The sequence below is a fragment of the Pseudophaeobacter flagellatus genome, assembly GCF_021228235.1.
GTDB lineage: Bacteria > Pseudomonadota > Alphaproteobacteria > Rhodobacterales > Rhodobacteraceae > Pseudophaeobacter > Pseudophaeobacter flagellatus.
The window spans coordinates 148,284-168,306 of the sequence record NZ_JAJQRG010000003.1 but is presented as its reverse complement, the minus strand read 5'-3'; the positions used below and the strand labels follow the sequence as shown (position 1 = coordinate 168,306).

18 protein-coding genes are annotated in these 20,023 nt (G+C 60.3%); 5 read left to right on the top strand and 13 right to left on the bottom strand.

Annotated elements, in window-relative coordinates:
• Positions 1-14: 14 nt before the first annotated feature.
• Complete coding sequence (locus LRK71_RS07215) at positions 15-1,856, bottom strand: ABCB family ABC transporter ATP-binding protein/permease (RefSeq protein WP_232402205.1); 1,842 nt, start codon at positions 1,854-1,856, stop codon at positions 15-17.
• Positions 1,857-2,078: 222 nt separating this feature from the next.
• On the bottom strand, positions 2,079-3,674 hold the full coding sequence (locus tag LRK71_RS07210; protein ID WP_232402203.1) for a LysM peptidoglycan-binding domain-containing protein: 1,596 nt from the start codon (positions 3,672-3,674) through the stop codon (positions 2,079-2,081).
• A 142-nt stretch (positions 3,675-3,816) separates the two neighbouring features.
• On the opposite strand from LRK71_RS07210, the gene LRK71_RS07205 reads away from it, so the two are divergent.
• Positions 3,817-4,359, top strand: coding sequence for an LOG family protein (locus LRK71_RS07205; RefSeq protein WP_232402201.1), 543 nt, complete (start codon positions 3,817-3,819; stop codon positions 4,357-4,359).
• On the opposite strand, the gene rarD is transcribed toward LRK71_RS07205, so the two are convergent.
• Together rarD and LRK71_RS07195 are read right to left on the bottom strand one after the other, a co-directional pair.
• Complete coding sequence (rarD, locus tag LRK71_RS07200; protein WP_232402199.1) at positions 4,356-5,249, bottom strand: EamA family transporter RarD; 894 nt, start codon at positions 5,247-5,249, stop codon at positions 4,356-4,358. The two genes, LRK71_RS07205 and rarD, sit on opposite strands and share 4 nt — an antisense overlap.
• A gap of 107 nt (positions 5,250-5,356) precedes the next feature.
• Positions 5,357-5,959 (bottom strand): superoxide dismutase, encoded by a 603-nt coding sequence (locus LRK71_RS07195; protein WP_232402198.1) that lies wholly within the window; start codon positions 5,957-5,959, stop codon positions 5,357-5,359.
• 125 nt (positions 5,960-6,084) lie between these two features.
• Between LRK71_RS07195 and LRK71_RS07190 the strand changes: the two genes are divergently transcribed.
• Positions 6,085-6,858, top strand: coding sequence for an FkbM family methyltransferase (locus LRK71_RS07190; RefSeq protein ID WP_232402196.1), 774 nt, complete (start codon positions 6,085-6,087; stop codon positions 6,856-6,858).
• A 67-nt stretch (positions 6,859-6,925) separates the two neighbouring features.
• On the opposite strand, the gene LRK71_RS07185 is transcribed toward LRK71_RS07190, so the two are convergent.
• The 5 genes from LRK71_RS07185 to LRK71_RS07165 form a co-directional block, all read right to left on the bottom strand.
• Positions 6,926-7,390, bottom strand: coding sequence for a hypothetical protein (locus LRK71_RS07185; RefSeq protein WP_232402195.1), 465 nt, complete (start codon positions 7,388-7,390; stop codon positions 6,926-6,928).
• Between the two features lie 404 nt (positions 7,391-7,794).
• Positions 7,795-8,370, bottom strand: coding sequence for a sarcosine oxidase subunit gamma (locus LRK71_RS07180; RefSeq protein ID WP_232402194.1), 576 nt, complete (start codon positions 8,368-8,370; stop codon positions 7,795-7,797).
• Positions 8,363-11,395: a sarcosine oxidase subunit alpha family protein gene (locus LRK71_RS07175; RefSeq protein WP_232402193.1), complete on the bottom strand. Its 3,033-nt coding sequence runs from the start codon at positions 11,393-11,395 to the stop codon at positions 8,363-8,365. Before LRK71_RS07175 ends, LRK71_RS07180 begins: the two co-directional genes overlap by 8 nt.
• Before the next feature lie 46 nt (positions 11,396-11,441).
• Positions 11,442-11,783 (bottom strand): sarcosine oxidase subunit delta, encoded by a 342-nt coding sequence (locus LRK71_RS07170; RefSeq protein ID WP_232402192.1) that lies wholly within the window; start codon positions 11,781-11,783, stop codon positions 11,442-11,444.
• Between the two features lie 33 nt (positions 11,784-11,816).
• A complete protein-coding gene (locus LRK71_RS07165; RefSeq protein ID WP_232402191.1) occupies positions 11,817-13,061 on the bottom strand; it encodes a sarcosine oxidase subunit beta family protein in 1,245 nt (414 codons plus the stop codon).
• A 263-nt stretch (positions 13,062-13,324) separates the two neighbouring features.
• On the opposite strand from LRK71_RS07165, the gene ccmI reads away from it, so the two are divergent.
• The 3 genes from ccmI to LRK71_RS07150 are packed head-to-tail and all read left to right on the top strand — an operon-like array spanning position 13,325 to position 15,277.
• Entirely contained in the window at positions 13,325-14,572 is a 1,248-nt protein-coding gene (ccmI, locus tag LRK71_RS07160; protein WP_232402190.1) for a c-type cytochrome biogenesis protein CcmI, read from the top strand.
• The gene (ruvX, locus tag LRK71_RS07155) at positions 14,569-15,042 is read left to right on the top strand and encodes a Holliday junction resolvase RuvX (protein WP_232402189.1); all 474 of its coding nucleotides are present in this window, start codon (positions 14,569-14,571) and stop codon (positions 15,040-15,042) included. The genes ccmI and ruvX overlap by 4 nt, the downstream gene beginning before the upstream one ends.
• The gene (locus LRK71_RS07150; protein ID WP_232402188.1) at positions 15,035-15,277 is read left to right on the top strand and encodes a DUF1289 domain-containing protein; all 243 of its coding nucleotides are present in this window, start codon (positions 15,035-15,037) and stop codon (positions 15,275-15,277) included. The genes ruvX and LRK71_RS07150 overlap by 8 nt, the downstream gene beginning before the upstream one ends.
• Positions 15,278-15,305: 28 nt before the next feature.
• Here LRK71_RS07150 and dusA read toward each other — a convergent pair whose 3' ends face one another.
• From dusA to LRK71_RS07130, 4 genes are all read right to left on the bottom strand, one after another.
• Complete coding sequence (gene dusA, locus LRK71_RS07145) at positions 15,306-16,346, bottom strand: tRNA dihydrouridine(20/20a) synthase DusA (protein WP_269751665.1); 1,041 nt, start codon at positions 16,344-16,346, stop codon at positions 15,306-15,308.
• Between the two features lie 485 nt (positions 16,347-16,831).
• Complete coding sequence (locus LRK71_RS07140) at positions 16,832-17,314, bottom strand: GlcG/HbpS family heme-binding protein (RefSeq protein WP_232402187.1); 483 nt, start codon at positions 17,312-17,314, stop codon at positions 16,832-16,834.
• An 86-nt stretch (positions 17,315-17,400) separates the two neighbouring features.
• The gene (locus tag LRK71_RS07135; RefSeq protein WP_232402186.1) at positions 17,401-18,009 is read right to left on the bottom strand and encodes a response regulator transcription factor; all 609 of its coding nucleotides are present in this window, start codon (positions 18,007-18,009) and stop codon (positions 17,401-17,403) included.
• On the bottom strand, positions 18,006-19,493 hold the full coding sequence (locus tag LRK71_RS07130) for a sensor histidine kinase (RefSeq protein ID WP_232402185.1): 1,488 nt from the start codon (positions 19,491-19,493) through the stop codon (positions 18,006-18,008). Before LRK71_RS07130 ends, LRK71_RS07135 begins: the two co-directional genes overlap by 4 nt.
• Positions 19,494-20,023: the final 530 nt, after the last annotated feature.

Sequence of the window (20,023 nt, the reverse complement as noted above, 5' to 3'; positions counted from 1 at the left end):
AGGCAGCTCTCACCCTAGCCAACCTGCCCGGCAGGGTCTTCAGATTGCTGGCCTTGCCAAAGATGCGCGTAGCGCCCCCCCTGCGCCAAGAGCATATCATGGCTGCCCTGTTCGGCGATTTCGCCCTTCTCCAACACCACAATAAGATCGGCCTCGGCAACCGTCGACAGGCGGTGGGCAATGGTTAGCACCGTGCGCCCCTCCCCGGCCCGCTCCAGCGCGTCCTTGATCTCTTGCTCCGTATTGGTATCCAACGCCGAGGTGGCCTCGTCCAGGATCAGGATCGGCGGGTTCTTCAGCAGGGTCCGGGCAATGCCCACCCGCTGTTTCTCTCCGCCCGATAGCTTCAGCCCGCGCTCTCCGACCGGGGTCGCATAGCCGGCGGGCAGGCTCATGATAAAGTCGTGGATCTGGGCGTCGCGGGCAGCCTGTTCGACCTCGGCCTGGCTGGCGTTGGATTTGCCATAGGCAATGTTGTAGCCGATGCTGTCGTTGAACAGCACGGTATCCTGCGGCACCACGCCAATGGCAGCATGCAGGCTGTCCTGGGTTACATCGCGGATATCCTGGCCATCAATGGTCAGGCTGCCATCGGTGATATCGTAAAACCGAAACAGCAGCCGCCCGATGGTGGATTTTCCTGATCCTGTTGCCCCTACAATGGCCACGGTCTGGCCAGCCGCTGCGGTCAGTGAGATCCCTTTCAGGATCTCGCGATCGCTGTCATAGCCAAAACGCACATCCTGCAGCCGGATCTCGCCACCATTCACCTGCAGCGGCTTGGCACCCATCTTGTCGCTCACATCGGCGGGCTGTTCCAGCAGGTCAAACATTTCGGCCATATCCACCAGGCTCTGGCGGATTTCGCGGTAGACAGTGCCCAGAAAATTCAGCGGCACGGTGATCTGGATCATATAGGCATTCACCATGACAAAATCTCCGACGGTCAGGCTGCCGTCCTGCACCCCCATGGCCGCCATCACCATCACGGCAACCAGCCCGGCGGTGATGAATAGGCTTTGGCCAAAGTTCAGGAAGGCCAGCGAATAGGCGGTTTTCAACGCCGCATTGGCATAGGCCCGCATAGCGCCATCATAGCGCGCCGCCTCGCGGGCCTCAGCGCCAAAATACTTCACCGTTTCATAGTTGAGCAGACTGTCGATGGCCTTTTGGTTGGCGTCGGTATCCTGGCGGTTCATTTCGCGGCGCAGCTTGACCCGCCATTCGGTGATGGCAAAGGTAAACCAGACATAGAGCCCGATGGTGATGACAACTGCCGCCAGATAGCGGGCATCAAACAGAACTGTCAGGATCACCGCAACCAGCGTCAGCTCCAGCACCAGCGGCCCGATGGAAAACAGCAAAAAGCGCAGCAGGAATTCAACCCCCTTGACGCCGCGCTCAATGATCCGGCTAAGGCCGCCGGTCTTACGGGTCAGATGGTAGCGCATCGACAGACGGTGAATATGGGTAAAGGTTTCCAGCGCCAGATGCCGCAGGGCGCGCTGCCCCACCGGCGCAAAGATCGCGTCACGCAGCTGCTGGAACCCGGTGGTAAGGATCCGCGCCACGCCATAGGCGACTGTCAGCCCCACCGCGCCCAGAGCCAGGGGCGGAACACCTTCAGCCGCGAGACTATCCACCGCCCCCTTGTAGAGCATCGGCGTATAGACCGCGATCAACTTGGCCAGAACCAGAACCACAAGGGCCAGAACCACCCGTCGTTTCACCCAGAGATGTTCGCTTGGCCACAGATAGGGCCCCACCCGGCGCAGGGTTCGCAGGCCCGACCGGCGCTCTTCGCGGGCCGTTGGGCCGTCTGCCTGCCTATCTGTTGGCGTATCAGCTTGGGTCATTGGTCACGCTTCCTTGGCTCGCCCCGGGTCGTCGGCCTGCGCCGCCCATCCGCCGACATCGGCACAGGGGCGGGGTTAGGCATGGTCAAGCCTGACAGATAGAGGCCAGAACCCGGAAACACCAGTGCCGCAGCCGCTAATGGCCCGGCTGCCCGGTCATTGGCCAGGCAGGTGGGGTCTTGCGCTGCCGCCCCCTGGCCCAGAGAAAGGCACTGCGCCTTATCAGTCGGGAATGGAAAAAACCTGGCCGGGATAGATCAGGTCCGGGTCGCGAATGGCCGCCTGGTTGGCCTCAAACACCCGCACATACAAGAACCCGCTGCCGTAGCGTTCCTGCGAGATCGCCCAGAGCGTATCGCCTTCCTGCACGGTAACGGCCCGCACCAGCGGTGTCTCTGTACTGATGCCAGCCTCGCTGGCCGGTGCTTGCAAGCGCTCTGGGGCTTCGCGTTTAAAGGGTGTTTCCAAACGGCTGAGCACTACACCTTCGGCACTGACTTCATCCAGGCGCAGCGTATAGACACCCGGCCTGATCGCCAGCAGACGCCCGGCCCAGGTGCCGTTTTGCGCTGCTGTGAAGGCCCCTGCCGCGCTATTGTCCAGATAAACCCGCACCTCGGTCGCCGCACGGGCGCGGCCTGCCAGCTGCACCTCTCCGCTATCCGAATAACTGATGGTATCCAGCACCACCTTATCCTGTGGCTGCTGTGTGGCGGGTTGCACCAGGGTCACGCCCTCCGCATCGGCCCGCAGAACCGCCACCTGGGCGGGCTGGGGCTGGGGCGCAGGCCGGGTTTCAACCGCCATCGTTGGCTCTGTCCCGGCCACCGCCGCTTGCCCCGCCACGTCCCTGGCCTCTGGTTGCGCTGGTTCGGGGGGCGTGTCTGCGGTCTGGCTTGTGGGTTCGGGGGCCAAAGCTGCGGCTTGCGATGGGCTGGCGGTCTGGGGTGCAGTGCTTGCGATGCCTTCAGGTGCCTGCGCCAAGCCCGATGTAGCGGCGATCTGGATCGCGCCCCCCTGAACAGAGCCAGCATCTGCATCCGCACGGACATTGGGATCAGAGGTTTCGCCTGAACGGTTTGCAGCGATACTGGTCTCCGTTATGTCGCCCGTTGTGCTGCCGGTCATACCACCTGATGCGGTCTCGGATTCTGCCAGCTGTGGCGCAGTGTCGGGAACCGGGATGGCTGGAGCGCTGGCTGGAACAGGGCTGGCGGGTGCCAGAATAAAACTGGTGTCTGACAGGCGTTGCTGCCCTGCGGACTCGGCGCGCAGGGAAATGACCCGCGCCTGATGGCTGGGCGGAATCTGGGCAAACGCGACAAAATCACCGCCTGCCTGCACCTCGACCTGCTGCAGGACCTCTCCGTCCAGCAAAATGGCGACCTGCCCCCCGGCAACGGCGCGCCCGGCAATGACGGTATCGCCTGTGGGATCGACCCGCACCAGATCAAGCTGCGGCGCGTCAAACAGCGCGGCGGCAGTCTCGGCAACGGCCTCTGGGGCTGTGGTCGCCTCCGACGCAGTCACCGCCGCCGTGGTCGTACCCTGTGCTGTGGCGACTTGCCCCGACTCGGCAGGTTCTGCCGGATCCGGCTGCTGAGACAGCCCCTTGATCACCGCTGGCGGCTGCGCGGAAGGTGAGATCGTCACAGGCTGCCCCGCAGGTATCCCCTGCTCTGCCGCTAGATCGTCCTCTGTCGTGGGGTCAAAAACACCCAGCCACAGAATGGCAGCACCGCCCAGCACCACAACTGTCGCGGCAATGCCCCCCAGCGCCGAGGCACTCAGCCCGCCTGTTACACCCGTCTCAGCCATCTTTTTCCTTCCTTCAGCGCCTCCGACATACCAGATGTCGGCCCCGCATCACGCGCCCGGTTGAGGCAGCCTATCAATCCCGCTATCAAGGGTCAAAACACCAGTGGTGTTTCCCCTTGAAATATCAGCGAAAGGCGCCGACATGAGCATAAAATCCGTCTGTGTGTATTGCGGATCCCGATCCGGAGCAATGCCCGCCTATGCAAGCGCCGCCGAAACTCTGGGAGCGTTGCTCGCAGCACGCGGGTTGCGGCTGGTTTACGGCGCCGGAGATGTCGGCCTGATGGGCACGGTCGCCCGTGCCGCCCAACAGGCCGGCGGCGAGACATTTGGCGTCATCCCCGAACATCTTGTCAAGCGCGAGGTGGGGAAATCCGATCTCAGCACCTATGTCGTCACCGAAACCATGCACGAACGCAAAAAGGTAATGCTGTACAATGCCGATGCGGTAATCGTACTGCCCGGCGGACCCGGGTCGCTGGATGAGCTGTTCGAAGCCCTGACCTGGCGCCAGCTGGGGCTGCATGACAAACCCATCGTGATCCTGAATGTCGAAGGCTACTGGGACAGGCTGCGCGACCTGATCGATCACATGCTGGCGCAGGGCTTTGCCGACGCCTCCATGGGCGCCTTGCTCAACTGGGTCGACACCCCAGAACAGGCGCTGGACCTGCTGAACGGCTAAAGGGCAGCGCGCTGTGTCTCTTGGGCGCTGAGACGCGATTTCCGCAACGCCCCGAAAGAGAAAATCAACACCGCCGCCCAGATCAAGCCAAAGGCCGCGCCGTGCCAGGGGGTGAAGAGTTCACCAAAAATCACTGTTGCCACAAAGGCCTGCAGCGTTGGATTGAGGTACTGCAACACTCCGACGCTGCCCAGGGCCACCCGCCGCGCCGCAAAGCTGAACAGGATCAGCGGCATCCCCGTCAAGGGGCCGGAAACCATCATCAGCGCCGCATCATGCCAACTGTTTTGAAAACCGCCGCCGCCCGTCGCCACAATCACCAAAAGCGCAAGCGGACAAAGCAACATGACCTCAGCGGTGACAGAGACCACCGGCCCGGTATCGAGGCGTTTCTTGATCACACCATAGATGGCAAAGCTTATCCCCAGTACCAGGGCGATCCAGGGTGCGACGCCCAGCCCATAGGTCAGCACCACAACGGCCAGCGCCGCCAGACCAAACGCCAGGATCTGCGCCCGGCTCAGCTGCTCGCCAAAAAACAGACGGCCCAGAACCACGCTCACCAGTGGGAAGATATAATAGCCCAAGGAGGCCTCGGTGGCGCGTTCTATCTGGACCGAGGTGATAAAGATGAACCAGTTCAGCGAAATCATCGCTGTGGCCAGCAGCAGCACCCGCACCCTCGCCCAATCGCGCAGCACTTCTATCAACTGGGGCAGCCGCCCCTGCACTGCCAGCACAGAGGCAAAAAACACCCCCGACCACAGGATACGATGCGACAGCACCTGTTCGGGCGGCACATGCGCCAACTGCTTATAAAACAGCCCCGACAGGCCCCAGATGCAGCAGGCTGCAATCATGGCAAAAACGCCCTTTGTCGCTTCAGTCATCCCAGCGGCCCTCTTGCTGCGCCCAACTTTCGTCAGGATCCCCCCAAACCAACAGCGCCCGACCAAATGGCCGGGCGCTATCGTCACAAATCTGATCGCTCTTGGGCTTAGCCCAGACGCGATGCAACGTTTTCCCAGTTGACCAGGTTATCAAGGAAGTTGGTCAGGTAAGCCGGGCGCTTATTGCGGAAATCGATGTAGTAAGAGTGTTCCCATACGTCACAGCCCAACAGCGCGGTCTGATCAAAGCACAGTGGGTTCACACCGTTTTCGGTCTTGGTCACCGCCAGCGAACCGTCAGCGTTCTTCACCAGCCAGGCCCAGCCAGAGCCGAACTGGCCCGCGCCGGCAGCCGAGAACTGCGACTTGAATTCGTCAACCGAACCAAAGCTTTCAACAAGTGCTTTTTCCAGCTCACCAGGCATGGCGGATACACCGGGGCCCATCATTTCCCAGAACTGGTTGTGGTTCCACAGTTGAGAGATATTGTTGAAGATACCATTTTGCGCCACAGACGATGCGTCATAGGTGCCCTTGATGATCTCTTCCAGCGACTTGCCGTCCCATTCGGTGCCGGCAATCAGCTTGTTGCCGTTGTCGACATAGGCCTTGTGGTGCAGATCGTGGTGGTATTCCAGGGTTTCTGCCGACATGCCCTTGGCGGCCAGCGCGTCATGTGCATAAGGAAGATCGGGAAGTTCAAAAGCCATATTGGACCCCTGTCATAAAAAGTGTTGCGTTCCTGTGCAGATACATGCGGCGCGGCGGCAGGCAGGTCAAGGGCCAAGACAAGAAAACCGCGCATGGTCGATGTGCAAAAATGAGGGTATTCGAGATGATCGCCAAGACCTGGACGGCCGCGCGCAAGATGTTCTACCGCGCCCGTGGCTACTATGCCGGTTCTCTCAACGGGCTGCCCTTTCGGCTGGATCCCTATCATTCCAAATTCTGGCGCAAGGCCTCTGCCGGCAGATGGGAACCGGACACCTTTGCGGTTTTAGATGCCCACCTGAACAAGGAACAGGATTATCTGGATATCGGGGCCTGGATCGGCCCAACCACCCTATATGGGGCCGCGCGCGCCCGCCGCGTCTATTGCTTCGAACCCGATCCAGTGGCATTTCGCTATCTCGCGTGGAATCTAGAGCTGAACGGCGTGCAGAACGTTTCCGCCTTTTCCGTCGCGCTCAGCCAGGGTGTCGGTATTGCCCGCATGGCCTCTTTTGGGGGCGAGGCCGGCGATAGCATGACCAGTCTGTTGACCGACGGCGACCATGGGTCTGATGTGATAACCCTGGGCTGGAAAAATTTTTCCGATGCCACCGATCTGAGCAAGGTCTCGCTGGTAAAAATGGATATTGAGGGTGCAGAATTTGATGTGCTGCCCAGCCTGCTGCCCTGGCTGAAAGCACATCGACCTGCCCTCTACCTGTCGACCCACGCCCCCTTTCTGGATGCGGAGACCCGGCAGCAGCGCATGCAAGAGCTGGCCGATAGCCTGTCCTTCTATGACACCTGCCTGGAAGATAACGGTCGGGCATCCGGCTTTGACACCCTAACGCAACAGCGCGCCTTGACACAGTTTCCAACCTTCTTGTTCAAGGACTGATTGTGCGCGCGGCTCGGTTTGGCACCAGCGCCAACACGGGCCCCTGCCAGGGCCGGATCAACGCCGCCTAAGACGGCGCATAATAATTTCGCCAAGACCGGGGCATCTGCTCGACCAAAGAACAGGTCCCAAAGGCGCGCGGCGCAACCTCATCGTGCGACAGACTTGTCAGCAACTGCAGCGCGACCTTCATATTCTTCAGGTTCAAAACAATCCTGTAGCGATCCTGAAAACTGCCCGTCGTCGCACTGCTATGGGTCTGTGCGTGCTGATCCATGCTCCAGTCCAGTAAATAAGACCCTGCGCCGCGTTGTTCCAAATTCGCAAAGAAAGCGCTGCCCTCTCGCGTTGCCTTGACCCGGGCGGAAGTGCCATTTCGGGAAAAGCGCATAGAGACCCGCAGCGGGATTTTACGCACCACCTGCCCTGTGGCATCACCCAGCGGCCTGAAGGTGCAGACATAGATTTCCGAAGCAGAGGATTGGCCACTAAGCAGGGCCAGAAAAACAACAAATAGACTGCGTAAATACACGCTCATACGACCCATAAACAATCAACCAAGCGAAGCCAGGCAGCTGTCATCGCACAACACCTGCCGATGACCAAGGTAAATCCTATGCCGAAACTCCGTCTTTCGCTGACTAGCATGGGAAGCATTCAACGCAAAGAAAAAACCGGAAAGATTTGCATTTTGAACATGTAGCACTGTACGGTCGGCCCATCCCAAGCCGCCGCAAGCCTCCAACAGCGCAGGCTACATCCCCTGCGCAGTGATCAGCCCTGCGCCGAGGGTCCGACAGTCAAACTGTGCGAACTGTCAAAACTACAAAAACTGAGTGCCGCCAAATTTGATTTGACGGCACCACAGGGTTTTCATCTTCACCGCCCAGATAGCCCCAGACAGCAGCTGCCGCCCAGGCGTTGGGCAGCGTCAGGTCAATAGACCCCCACAGCAGACTGTGGATGGGCTGCACCAGCCAAAAGCTGGAACATATAGCCGCCAACAGAACGGAAGCAGACAAGGCGGAAACTGTCTTCTTCGCCGCCGTCTTCCAGCCAGAAGGCCGCCGCCACCTGGGCGGTGCGGCTGCGGCGGAAATCGCCTGGCGTAAAGGCCTGTGGCGACAGATCAACCGGGCTGATTTTGGCCAGCACCTCACGCGCGCCCGCCCCCGATATACGGAAGTAAGAGCGCGCATCCGACACATTGGCGGCCAGGGCATGCTCCCCCTTCAGGGCCTCTGCCAGCGCGGCGGTTTTGGCGACGGCCTCGGCATAGGGCACCAGGATCAGCAGCTCATCCGGGGACATCCAGGCCGCAGCGCCGTCTTCCCCGACCGAGATCTTGCCCTGGGCAGGCAGCTCAGCGCCGCTGGCGGCCTTGACGGCAGCCTTCAGCACCTGCGAGGAAAGATCACCGCGCAGGGTGATCATCCCCTGCAGGCCCGCGTCTTCGACAGTTGCGATTCCGGTGAACTGGGCACCATTGGTGGCAGTGACAGGATTAGACATTCTGCTTCTCCCCTTCCTTATCGTAGAAGACCGGATCGACGATCTTTGCACTATAGACCTTGCCGTCGGTTCCGGGGAACTCAAGCACCTCGCCCATACGTTTGGGTCCGTGTTTTACCAGCCCCATCGCAATGCCGCGGTCCAGCGTGGCGGAATGATAGGTCGAGGTCACCCGGCCGATCATATTCTTTTGGCCATTGGCATTGATACCATTGCCAAGCGCATAGGCCCCATCGGGCAGCACCGACCCATCGGTGGTTTCCAAACCCACCAGTTGCCAGCGATCCGGGTCCACCATATGCGAGCGCTGCTGCGCCCGTTTGCCCAGGTAGTCCTCTTTCTTTTTCGACAGCGCCCAGTTCAGCCCCAGATCCTGTGGAATGACCGTACCGTCGGTTTCATCCCCGATCATGATAAAGCCCTTTTCCGCCCGCAAAATATGCAGGGTTTCAGTGCCATAGGGCATGACATTGAACTCAGCGCCTGCCTCCATCAGCGCATCCCAGAACGCCTGACCCTCCGAGGCGGCAACCGCAATCTCGTAGGACAGCTCTCCCGAGAAGGAAATACGGAAGGCCCGGGCATCAAAGCCGCCGATCTGGCCCTCGCGCCATTCCATGAAGGGCAGCGCCTCTTTCGACAGATCCAATCCGCCACCGGCCTGCGCGTTCAGCTTTTCCAAGACCTTGCGGGCATTGGGGCCAACCACGGCAACCTGGGCATATTGTTCGGTCACATTGGCAACATAGACTTTCCAGTCCCACCATTCGGTCTGTAGCCATTCTTCCATCCAGCCATGGATGCTTTCGGCACCGCCAGTGGTGGTGTGGCACAGCCAGGTGTCCTCATCTATGCGAACAACAACACCGTCATCCATCAGGAAGCCATTTTCCGAACACATCAGACCATAGCGACATTTGCCGATCTTCAGTGTCGACATCATGTTCGTATACAGCATGTCAAGGAACTTGCCTGCATCCGGCCCTTTGACGATCAACTTGCCCAGAGTGGAGGCATCCAGCAGACCAAGGTTTTCGCGGGTGTTCTTTACCTCGCGGTTCACCGCATCATGGCGGCTTTCCCCGGCGCGGGTATAGGCAAAAGGACGGCGCCACTGGCCGACCGGTTCCCAATCGGCACCATTGGCGTCGCTCCAGTCATAGATCGGCGTCTTACGCACCGGCTGGAAGATCTCGCCACGGGCCTCGCCGCCAATCGCGCCCATGGAAATAGGATGATAAGGCGGACGGAAAGTGGTGGTGCCGACCTGCGGAATTTCCGCGCCCAGGCTATCTGCCAGAATTGCCAGACCGTTGATATTGGACAGCTTGCCCTGATCGGTTGCCATGCCCAGCGTGGTGTAACGTTTGGTATGTTCAACGCTTTCATAGCCTTCGCGGGCTGCCAGCTGCACATCCGAGACCTTGACGTCGTTCTGGTAGTCAAGCCAGGTTTTCATCCGCAGCTTGATATCCGCCTTGGCGGGCATCAGCCAGACTGGCTCCATCAGGGTTTCGCTTTCGCTGTCACCTGTGGGGGCTGGGATGGATTTGGCCGGGTAGCCGGAGGCCTCTGCTGCCTGCGCCCCTGCCTGGGTCGCATCTGCCAGAACGGCATCCAGCTGCAGGGCGCCATTGGCGGACCCAGCGGCAATCACAAAGCCTGCACCATTATCGCCAAGCGGTGGGCGGGCGGAATCTGGGCGGAAAAAGGCCTGTTCCTTGTCCCAGGTCAGCTTGCCACCGCAGTGCGACCACAGGTGCACCACGGGCGACCAGCCACCCGACATGGCGACGGCATCTGCCTCGATCTCTTCCTGCGCGCCGCCTTCACCGTTCTGGGCGCAGATCGCGACCTTGGTGACACGCGGGCCATCCTTGACACGGGCTATGGCACGCCCCAGTTCGACCCGGATGCCTTTTTCGCGGACCTGTTCCATCAAGGCCCCGCCACCAGTGTCGCGCGCATCGATCACGCGGACCACTTCAACGCCAGCCTCATGCAGCGCCAGGGCGGTACGATAGGCATCATCATTATTGGTGGCCACGACAACGCGCTGGCCCGGTGTCACGCCCCAGTTGACCACATAGTCACGCATGGAGGCTGCCAGCATCACCCCGGGCACATCGTTCCCGGCAAAAGACAGCGGCCGTTCAATCGCGCCAGTCGCGGTGACAATCTGCGCCGCACGAATGCGCCACAGCCGGTGGCGTGGACCACCCTGCCCCGGCACATGGTCGGTCAGCCGCTCATAGCCCAGCACATAGCCGTGGTCATAGACGCCCGCGCCCATGCAGCGGTCGCGCAGGGTGACGTTCTTCATGCCGCGCAGCTCTGCCAGGGTTTTCTCGACCCAGGCGTCTGGTGTCTCTCCATCAATGCGGCCGCCATCCACCGGCGCACGTCCGCCCCAGTGGTTGTTCTGTTCCAGCACCAGCACCTTGGCACCACTAAGCGCAGCCGCCTTGGCCGCCTGCAGGCCAGCAACACCGCCACCAATCACCACCACATCCGCAAAGAAGTAGAAGTGCTCGTAGCTGTCGGCATCCTTCAGCTCGGCGTCTGGCGCCTGACCAAGACCGGCAGATTTGCGAATGATCGGCTCATAGACGTGTTTCCAGAAGGGGCGCGGATGGATGAACATCTTATAGTAAAAGCCAGCGGTCAAAAACCGGGTCAGCTTGTTGTTGATCGCCAGCACGTCAAATTCAAGGCTGGGCCAGTGGTTCTGCGACTGCGCGCTCAGCCCAGAAAACAGCTCGGTCGTGGTGGCGCGCTGGTTGGGTTCATAGCGATCCCCCGTCCCCAGCTGCATCAGCGCGTTTGGCTCTTCCGAGCCAGAGGCAACAACGCCGCGCGGGCGGTGATATTTGAACGACCGGCCCATCATCATCTGATCATTGGCCAGCAATGCCGAGGCGAGACTATCGCCCGCGTAGCCCTGCATCCGTTTACCGTTAAAGGTGAACTCGATCTGTTTGGACCGGTCAATCAGCCGGCCCTGTTTGGCGAGACGCATGCTCATGTGGTCTGACCTTTCAAAATAAAGGCGTGTGTGTCAGCGAGGCGGATCATTTGGCACCGTCCGAAAACTCGCGCCAGCTCCAGCCGGGGCGTTTGGCAGTGACCTTGTCCTTGATCTCTTGCGGCGGTTCATAGGTCTGGGCGCTATAGGTGCCAAAGACCTCTAGCGTGGTGGTGCAGCGCGCGGCGTGGAACCACTTGCCGCAGCCATTGGCATGGCGCCAGCGTTCAAAATGAACGCCCTTGGGATTTTCACGCATGAACAGATAGTCATGAAACTGATCCTCATCCGAGCCGGGGCCAAAGCGCTTCAGATGCGCTTCGCCACCGGCGGCCAGTTCAGTTTCTTCGGCTTTGACACCGCAGTAGGGGCATTCAAGGATCAGCATTGTGCTTACTCCGTCCTTTTGAATTTTGCAGCGCTAGTGCGCCACACCAGCGGCGACGCTCTCGTCGATGAACTTGCCTTCCTTGAAGCGGTTCATACTGAACTCTTCGGTCAGCGGCGAATGACCTGTGGCCATCAGCTCTGCCATGGCCCAGCCAGAACCGGGAATGGATTTGAACCCGCCGGTGCCCCAGCCGCAGTTGATAAAGCAGTTGTCCACTGGCGTTTTGGAGATCAGCGGCGAGCGATCACCGGTCACATCCACAATGCCGCCCCACTGGCGCAGCATCTTCAGACGCGACACCATAGGGAAGGTTTCCACCAAGGCGCGTACGGTTTCTTCGATATGATGGAAGCTGCCACGCTGGGTGTAGTTGTTGGCAGCATCGGTGCCGCCGCCAATCACCATCTCGCCCTTGTCGGACTGGGACATATAACCATGCACGGTATTGGCCATCACGACCACATCCATGCAGGGTTTGATCGGCTCTGACACCAGCGCCTGCAGGGCAACCGATTCCATCGGCAGCCGGAAGCCCGCCATATCAGCCAGATGCGAGGCGTTGCCCGCAACCAACATGCCCATCTTTTCGCAGTCGATCGCCCCCTTAGAGGTCTCAACCCCGGCAACCCGGCCGTTTTCGACACGCACGCCGGTAACTTCGCACTGCTGGATGATATCCATGCCCATGTCGGAACAGGCACGGGCATAGCCCCAGGCCACCGCATCGTGACGGGCGGTGCCGGCGCGTTCCTGCCAGAGCGCCCCCAACACCGGATAGCGCGGCCCGTGCAGATTGATGATTGGCACCAATTCCTTGACCCGCGCAGGTTCGATCCATTCGGTCTGAACCCCCTGCAGCGCATTGGCGTGCGCGGTGCGCTTGTAACCGCGGATTTCATGCTCGGTCTGCGCCAGCATCATCACGCCGCGCGGGCTGAACATGACGTTATAGTTCAGATCCTGCGACATGGTTTCATACAGGCTACGGGCTTTCTCGTAGATCGCCGCCGACGGATCCTGCAGATAGTTAGAGCGGATGATGGTGGTATTGCGACCCGTATTGCCGCCGCCAAGCCAGCCCTTTTCGATCACCGCAACATTGGTGATGCCAAAGTTCTTGCCAAGATAATAGGCGGTGGCCAGACCATGGCCGCCAGCGCCTACGATGATCACATCGTAGTGGCGTTTGGGTTCCGGCGAGCGCCAGGCGCGCTCCCATCCGGTATGATAGCGCAGGGCTTCCCGCGCGACAGCAAAGGCTGAATAGCGTTTCATGAGCGAATCCGATGGTTCGTGACTGGTCTCAGGTATGCCCCAGAGGTTAGCCTACCCTGCGCCGTTTATCGTCGCATTTTTGCATGCATGCGACATGCCCGCGCGCCAGAACCCCGCCCCGCACGCCGCCTCCCTGTTGGGACAGGAGCGCGCAGCCCCTCAGTTAGCCCTTTTTTCCCGCGCCCCGCGCCTATAGATGGAAAAGAAGCTGCGAAGAGGCGCGCCCGGGCGCAAAAGGCGGCAAGAAAACAAGCGGAGTGACTATGGTATTCTGGATCCTGATTTCCTTTGTGGCGCTGGCGGTGACCGCCCTTCTGGGATTGGTCTTGTTGCGCGCCCATGCGCTGGATGAGCCACCCGCTGCCTATGATCTGCGCGTCTATCGCCAACAACTGAGCGACGTGGACAAGGATCTTCAGCGCGGGGTGATCAATGAATCCGATGCCCAGCGGATCCGGACCGAGGTCTCGCGCCGGATCCTTGCCGCCGATGCCCAACTGCAGCAGCAGGCACAGGGCGGCACCCAGCCCAAAGCACTAAGCGGGATCGCAGTGGTGCTGAGCGGCGCCGTCCTGCTGCTCGGCACCATCGGGCTCTATTGGCAGCTCGGGGCACCGGGCTATGGCGACATGGGGCTGCAGGCCCGCATCCAGGCCGCCGATATCTATGCCCAAAACCGCCCCAGTCAGACCGAGATGGAAAGCGAGATCCCACCACTGCCACCGCAAGAGATCGAACCCGGCTATGCCGAACTGGTAGAGCAGCTGCGCCAGACCGCCGCCAAACGTCCGCAGGACGCCCAGGGACAGGCGCTTTTGGCCCAGCACGAAGCCAACCTGGGCAACTTTATCGCTGCCTATCAGGCAAAAGAGACCTACATCAGGATCATGAACGGCGATTTGGACCCCAAAGACTATGGCGAATTGGCCGAGTTGATGATCATGGCCGCTGGTGGCTATGTCTCTCCCGAGGCGGAAGAGCTGCTGGACCGGACACTGCAGCTGGATCCGCAGAACGGCCCGGCCCGCTATTACTATGGCCTGCTGCAGGGGCAGCTGAACCGGCCTGATATTGGCTATCGGATCTGGGCCGACACCCTGCGGATGGGGCCAAAGGGTGCGCCTTGGATCACTGGCATCGAGTCCCAAATCGAAGAACTCGCCTTTCGCGCCGGGGTGGAATACAGCCCCATTTCCCCTGCGGCTGGCCCCGCAGCTGTGGCCCCTACCGTGGTCGGCCCCAGCGCCGATGACATAGAGGCCGCCCAAGAGATGGGCAGCCAGGACCGCCAGGAAATGATCCGCGGCATGGTTGCGCGCCTGTCGGACCGTCTGGCCACCGAAGGCGGTAGCGCCGCAGAATGGGCGCAGCTGATTGGCGCACTTGGCGTTCTGGGCGAGGGCACCCGCGCCGCCGCCATCTACAGCGAGGCAAAGACCCGCTTTGCAGAAGACGAAACCGCGCTGGCGCAGTTGAAGGCTGCCGCCAGCCAGGCAGGGCTAAACCCATGATCTACGACGATTTCGAAGAGTTCGCCTCTGTCCTGCCTGGCTTCAGCGCGCTGGCGGGGCTGGATTTTGGGGACAAAACCGTAGGCGTTGCCATTTCCGATCGGATGGGCACCGTCGCCACGCCGCTGGAAACCATCCGCCGCAAGAAATTCACCCTCGATGCCGAGCGCCTGTTCGAAATCACCGCCAAACGCGAAGTCGGTGGGCTGGTTCTGGGGCTGCCGCGGAATATGGACGGCAGCGAAGGGCCACGCTGCCAGAAAACCCGCGCCTTTGCCCGCAATCTATCGCGGCTGACCGAGCTGCCCATCGGGTTTTGGGATGAACGGCTCAGCACGGTTGCCGCCGAACGTGCCCTGCTAGAGGCCGATACCTCCCGCAAGCGCCGGGCCGAGGTGATTGACCATGTCGCCGCCTCATATATTCTGCAGGGCGCATTGGATCGCATGAGGCATCTGAAAAATGGCTGAAGAGAACGGCAAAAACGTCTGGCAGCGCGATGAAATCCAATCGCCTTGCATCAATATCTGTGTGGTCCACCCCGAGGCCCGCATCTGCACCGGCTGTTACCGCTCGATCGAAGAAATCACCAAATGGTCCAAGCTCTCCGCATCGGCGCGGGCGGCAGTCATGGCGGATCTGCCGCAGCGCGCCTCGCTGCTGAACAAGCGTCGTGGCGGGCGCGCCGCCCGGCTTAAACGCTAGGTAGGCATCCCCCCGCAAACCCTGGCCTTTAGCTGGCGGAAAACACCGGCTGAGGCACCTGCTGCACCTGTGACAGCGCCTGTAGCACCAGATCAGGGCCCGCACTCGGACGGCTGGCCCCTTCGGACAAGACACGGCGCCAGGCCCGCGCACCAGGGCGGCCTGCAAACAGGCCAAGCATATGCCGGGTGATCTGGTGCAGCCGGGCGCCCTGCGCCATCTGGCTCTCGATATAGGGCAGCATCTGCATTACCACATCAAAAGGATCCCGCACCGCGCCAGTGCCAAAGATCCGCACATCCGCCGCCGCCAGGATATCTGTCGGCTGATGGTAGGCCGCGCGGCCAACCATGACCCCGTCCAGCCCCCGCTCAAGATGTTCCAACGCACTGTCTAGCGTATCAATACCGCCATTCAGCGAAATATGCAGATCCGGAAAAGCCGCCTTCATCGCGTGCACCAAATCATAGTCCAGCGGCGGCACATCGCGATTTTCCTTTGGCGACAGCCCTTTCAGCCAGGCCTTGCGGGCATGGATGGTGACCCGCTGGCAGCCAGCTGCGCGGATCTTCTCCAGAAACGTCGGCAGAATTTCGCGCGGCTCTTGTGTATCGACACCGATGCGGCATTTAACCGTGACCTCCACGCCAACCTTGGCGCGCATGGCCGCAACCGCCTCGGCGACCAGATCCGGGCTTTGCATCAGGATTGCCCCAAAGGCGCCGGACTGCACCCGATCACTGGGGCAGCCGCAATTGAGGTTGATCTCATCATAGCCCGCCGCGCCGCCAAGCTCTGCCGCCCGCGCCAGTTCTGCCGGCTCCGAGCCGCCAAGCTGCAACGCAACCGGGTGTTCTTCGGGGCTGTGATCCAGCAAATGCAGCGCCCCACCACGTACCAGAGCAGGCGCGGTCACCATTTCAGTATAAAGCAGCGCCTCCTGACTGAGCAAACGATGCAGATACCGACAATGGCGGTCGGTCCAATCCATCATGGGCGCAATGGATAGGCGTGCAGCCCGCCGCACGTCGGAAAATCCTGATTTTTCTTGATTATTTGGATTCGCCATTTTGTGCGTTATCCCCGTTTCGGCTCGATTTAGCCCCGTTTTTGAGTGCAGTGCTACAGAATGTAGCACCGACGGCGCCGTGTAGCACTTTTTTCCGCCTGAGTTCCAGCACTCCAAATTATGCGCTGCCGGGCAACAATCCTACCCCATTGGTTTTCCCCCATTCAGCCCAATCGCCCCCGGTTTGGGATTCAACCCCAATCAAACCCGCTTCCGAAAAAACCGAACGATCAGATGTCCCGGCCATGGAAAACCCGTGACTGAAAGGAACTCCCATGGGAACTATCACAGAACGCCTCAAGATCTCCAGTATGGGCGGTGCGATGCAATCCCCGATAGCTGGCGATCTCGGCCCCTGAGGGAGCAGTCTGCGCCTGCGCCGAAGCTGAAAAGACGCTCAGGAGCAGAGCCAGAACACATTTCATCATATCAGACCTCTCTGTCCTAAGAGCAGCCTGCTACCAGAGCGGCAGGCTGCTCTCCGATCATTCGGCGCCGATTGCATCCAGCCCGGCGCGTGCGCAGGCTTCGTCAAGGTGGCCGCCAGGAGCGCCACCTACCCCGATGCCGCCAACCAGCGCGCCACCGATCTTGATGGGCAGACCACCGCCCTGGATGACGATACGGCTGTCCATATAGCGCAGGCCATCATGCTGCGGGTTCTCGCCAATAAAACTGGCCAAACCTGCAGTGTCACGCCCCATTGAGGCCGAAGTAAACGCTTTACCCTGGGCGCTGCCCACAGTGTGGGGGCCGGAATTGTCGGCCTTCAGATGCACCTTGGTCGCGCCATCCCGGGCAACAATGGCAACGCTGATTTTGTAACCATCAGCGGCACAGGCCGCGAGGGCAGTCTGGGCGGCCTGGGTGGCCAGTTCAAGCGGCAGATAAGGCGCGGTCGGCAGCTCTTGGGCAGCAACGGAAACTGGAGCCAGAAAAGCAGCAGCAAGGGTCAGTTTGCGGATCATGTTTGTCTCCTCATGATTGATGAAGACTGTTTAAGATCCAAAACGGACCCGCAAAATTCGTAGGGTTCCCCGCCCTCTCCGTAGTTCTACGGAGAAACGCCCCCTTCGATCCACGCCCTTGTCATTTCCGCCTGCGAGGTGGTGCCCAGCTTGGCCCCGATTGCAGCACGGTGGCTTTCAACGGTCCGCGGCGACAGCCCAAGCCCTTCGGCGATCTGCTTGGTGGTAAACCCTTGGGCGATCCGGTCCAGCACTTCGCTCTCCCGCACCGTCAGCGTCGCAAGAAGATTGCGGGCCTCGGCTTGCTCCAGATCGGCCCGCAACTGCATTTCCAGGGCGTCACTGCCTTTCTGGATTGCGTCGATCAGGTCTTGTTCGTCCACCGGTTTTGACAGGAAGTCCACGGCGCCATTGCGAAACGCACGTCTGCAGGCCTCGATATCGCCATGCCCGGAAATGATGACGGTGGGCCAGTCCACTCCTTTTTCCGCCAATTTCTCTTGAAGCTTTAGACCGGAAATCAGGGGCATTCGGATATCGAGGATCAGGCATCCCGGAGCAAGTCCGCCAAGCTGCGCCAGAAAAGACTGCGGATCGGAAAAGGTGATGACATCAATATCAACCGTCGAAAGCAGCAGTCTCAGGGCGCACCGAACGGCTTCGTCATCATCAACCAAGTAGACGGGATGGCTCATTGCGCCGCCTCCCTTGGTTGTCCGCTCAACGGCAGAACAATACGGAATTTGGCACCGATGGCGGTCTCCTGATAGGAAATCTCTCCACCGGCACGTTCGACCAGCCTTTGGCAAAGCGCCAGCCCGAGGCCCGTACCATTCTCCCGCGTCGTCATGAACGGGGTGAACAGACCTGGCCGCAGGGCTTCATCAATTCCGGGGCCGTTGTCGACGACTTCCAGAATGACATTGCCCAAGGTGACCGATGCAACAACATTGACTACACCACCCGCCTGCCCCTCGAGCGCCTCGAACGCATTTCTGATGAGGTTGTGCAGAACCTGTTCCATTTCGACCTGATCGGCCAGGACCTCGACTGCGCACCCCGGCACATCAAAATGCAGCAAGCCCCCCCGCTTTTCAGCTTCGGAGCCAAGAAGCGCCTCTACGTTCCTCATGGCTATGCGCAAATCCTTCTGCTCGACTGGCCCCCGCTGGGGACGCGACCAATTGCGCAATCGCTCAAGGATCGCCGAAGCGCGCTTGGCTTGCGAACCGATGTCGGCAAGAGCCCGATCAACGGCCTCCGAATCCCCACGCGCCAACAACCGCCGCCCGGCCTGCGCCTGGGCCAGGATGGCTGTCAGGGGCTGGGTGAGTTCATGAGCCATACCGCTGGCCATTTCACCCATCGCATTCACCCGCGCGGCATGGGTCAATTGCGCTTCCATCCGCCGCATTTCGGCCTCGTGCTCGGCGGTGCGCACCCGAACCCGCTGCAAAACAAGGGCGCGCGCAGAATAATAGATCAGGCTGACCAACAGAATGACAACCGCAACCTGCGTGGGCGGAAGCAAATCCGCCAACCGGGTCTGCCGGGAGGTTTCCAGCAAAAGCGGCTGGGACATGCTTTCAAGTGGCTTCGCAAATTGTGCAGGGGTTTCCTCGACTGCGGAACCAAGACCGGCCCCCTCAGGCAAAGAAAGCCGCGCATGGACGGAGTCTTTTGACCAGAATTCAGCGTCACTCCCTACCAGCTGTGTCGCATCAATTCCAAGAGCAAGGGCGTAGATTGCGTCGCTGGAATTTGGACTGCGCTTGACCAGAAGATAATGCTCTTTGCGCGACGGGTGAGCCAAAATCTCTGGCAACCCGGTAGACCGTCCCGCCGTGGCACGGATCATTGCCTCGGTATCCGGGGGCAAAGGTTCAGAGCCAACAGCCCCGCCCGAAAGATCAAGCGGCACCAGTTGCACCTCGTCGATACGTGGATAGAACCGCGAGATTGTGGCCGCAACATCAAGAAAAAGATCCGGCCGCAGCCCTGCGCTGGCAACGGCAATGGCTGACAAAGCCGTAAGATGGGCGTCATGCTGACCGGCCCGAAGCGAAGCCAGCCGGTGAAGTTCAGCGCTTTCCTTCTCCAGTTCGTTGAATTGGATATTGCGCTGAACCGCCGCCAAGGTAAGGACACCCGCAGCCACAGCCGCCAGCCACCCGATCATGCTGCGGCGCCGGGCGCTTCGGCTCTTGGCGTTTGGATCTATAAAGCTCATATCGGCAAGCTACCATTTAAGCGTTGGTCACCAACCCACAATTTGCCTGTGCTTTTGACATCGGCCACAAAATTGCATGGTATTTCTTGCGACGCTCAAGCGTGAATCATGATATGGAAACTGAATTACGGAACCGGAATAAAATAAGCGCTTTCAGAAGCGCACCACCCCATCCATCATGGGTGCAATGGAGAGGCGGGCAGCGCGCCGAACATCGGAAAATCCTGTTTTTTCTCGATTTTCTGGTTTCGCCATTTTGCGCGTTTTCCTCGTTTCGGCCCGATTTAGCCCCGTTTTTGAGTGCAGTGCTACAGAATGCAGCACCGACGGCGCCGTGTAGCACTTTTTTTGCACCAAGTTCCAGCACCCCATTCGAGCACTACCGGGCCGCGCCCCTACTCCATCGGTTTTCCCCCATTCAGCCCGTCCCGCCGGTTTGGCGTCAAGCCCAACCAAGCTCGTTTGCGAAAAACCGAAGG

Coding starts and splice junctions, on each gene's coding strand:
- LRK71_RS07180 (WP_232402194.1), bottom strand. CDS start 8,370: ATGTCTAATCCTGTCACTGCCACCAATGGTGCCCAGTTCACCGGAATC.
- LRK71_RS07130 (WP_232402185.1), bottom strand. CDS start 19,493: ATGATCGGGTGGCTGGCGGCTGTGGCTGCGGGTGTCCTTACCTTGGCG.
- LRK71_RS07135 (WP_232402186.1), bottom strand. CDS start 18,009: ATGAGCCATCCCGTCTACTTGGTTGATGATGACGAAGCCGTTCGGTGC.
- LRK71_RS07175 (WP_232402193.1), bottom strand. CDS start 11,395: ATGAGCATGCGTCTCGCCAAACAGGGCCGGCTGATTGACCGGTCCAAA.
- dusA (WP_269751665.1), bottom strand. CDS start 16,346: ATGGCGAATCCAAATAATCAAGAAAAATCAGGATTTTCCGACGTGCGG.
- LRK71_RS07165 (WP_232402191.1), bottom strand. CDS start 13,061: ATGAAACGCTATTCAGCCTTTGCTGTCGCGCGGGAAGCCCTGCGCTAT.
- LRK71_RS07140 (WP_232402187.1), bottom strand. CDS start 17,314: ATGATCCGCAAACTGACCCTTGCTGCTGCTTTTCTGGCTCCAGTTTCC.
- ruvX (WP_232402189.1), top strand. CDS start 14,569: ATGATCTACGACGATTTCGAAGAGTTCGCCTCTGTCCTGCCTGGCTTC.
- rarD (WP_232402199.1), bottom strand. CDS start 5,249: ATGACTGAAGCGACAAAGGGCGTTTTTGCCATGATTGCAGCCTGCTGC.
- LRK71_RS07215 (WP_232402205.1), bottom strand. CDS start 1,856: ATGACCCAAGCTGATACGCCAACAGATAGGCAGGCAGACGGCCCAACG.
- LRK71_RS07210 (WP_232402203.1), bottom strand. CDS start 3,674: ATGGCTGAGACGGGTGTAACAGGCGGGCTGAGTGCCTCGGCGCTGGGG.
- LRK71_RS07170 (WP_232402192.1), bottom strand. CDS start 11,783: ATGCTGATCCTTGAATGCCCCTACTGCGGTGTCAAAGCCGAAGAAACT.
- LRK71_RS07150 (WP_232402188.1), top strand. CDS start 15,035: ATGGCTGAAGAGAACGGCAAAAACGTCTGGCAGCGCGATGAAATCCAA.
- ccmI (WP_232402190.1), top strand. CDS start 13,325: ATGGTATTCTGGATCCTGATTTCCTTTGTGGCGCTGGCGGTGACCGCC.
- LRK71_RS07205 (WP_232402201.1), top strand. CDS start 3,817: ATGAGCATAAAATCCGTCTGTGTGTATTGCGGATCCCGATCCGGAGCA.
- LRK71_RS07195 (WP_232402198.1), bottom strand. CDS start 5,959: ATGGCTTTTGAACTTCCCGATCTTCCTTATGCACATGACGCGCTGGCC.
- LRK71_RS07190 (WP_232402196.1), top strand. CDS start 6,085: ATGATCGCCAAGACCTGGACGGCCGCGCGCAAGATGTTCTACCGCGCC.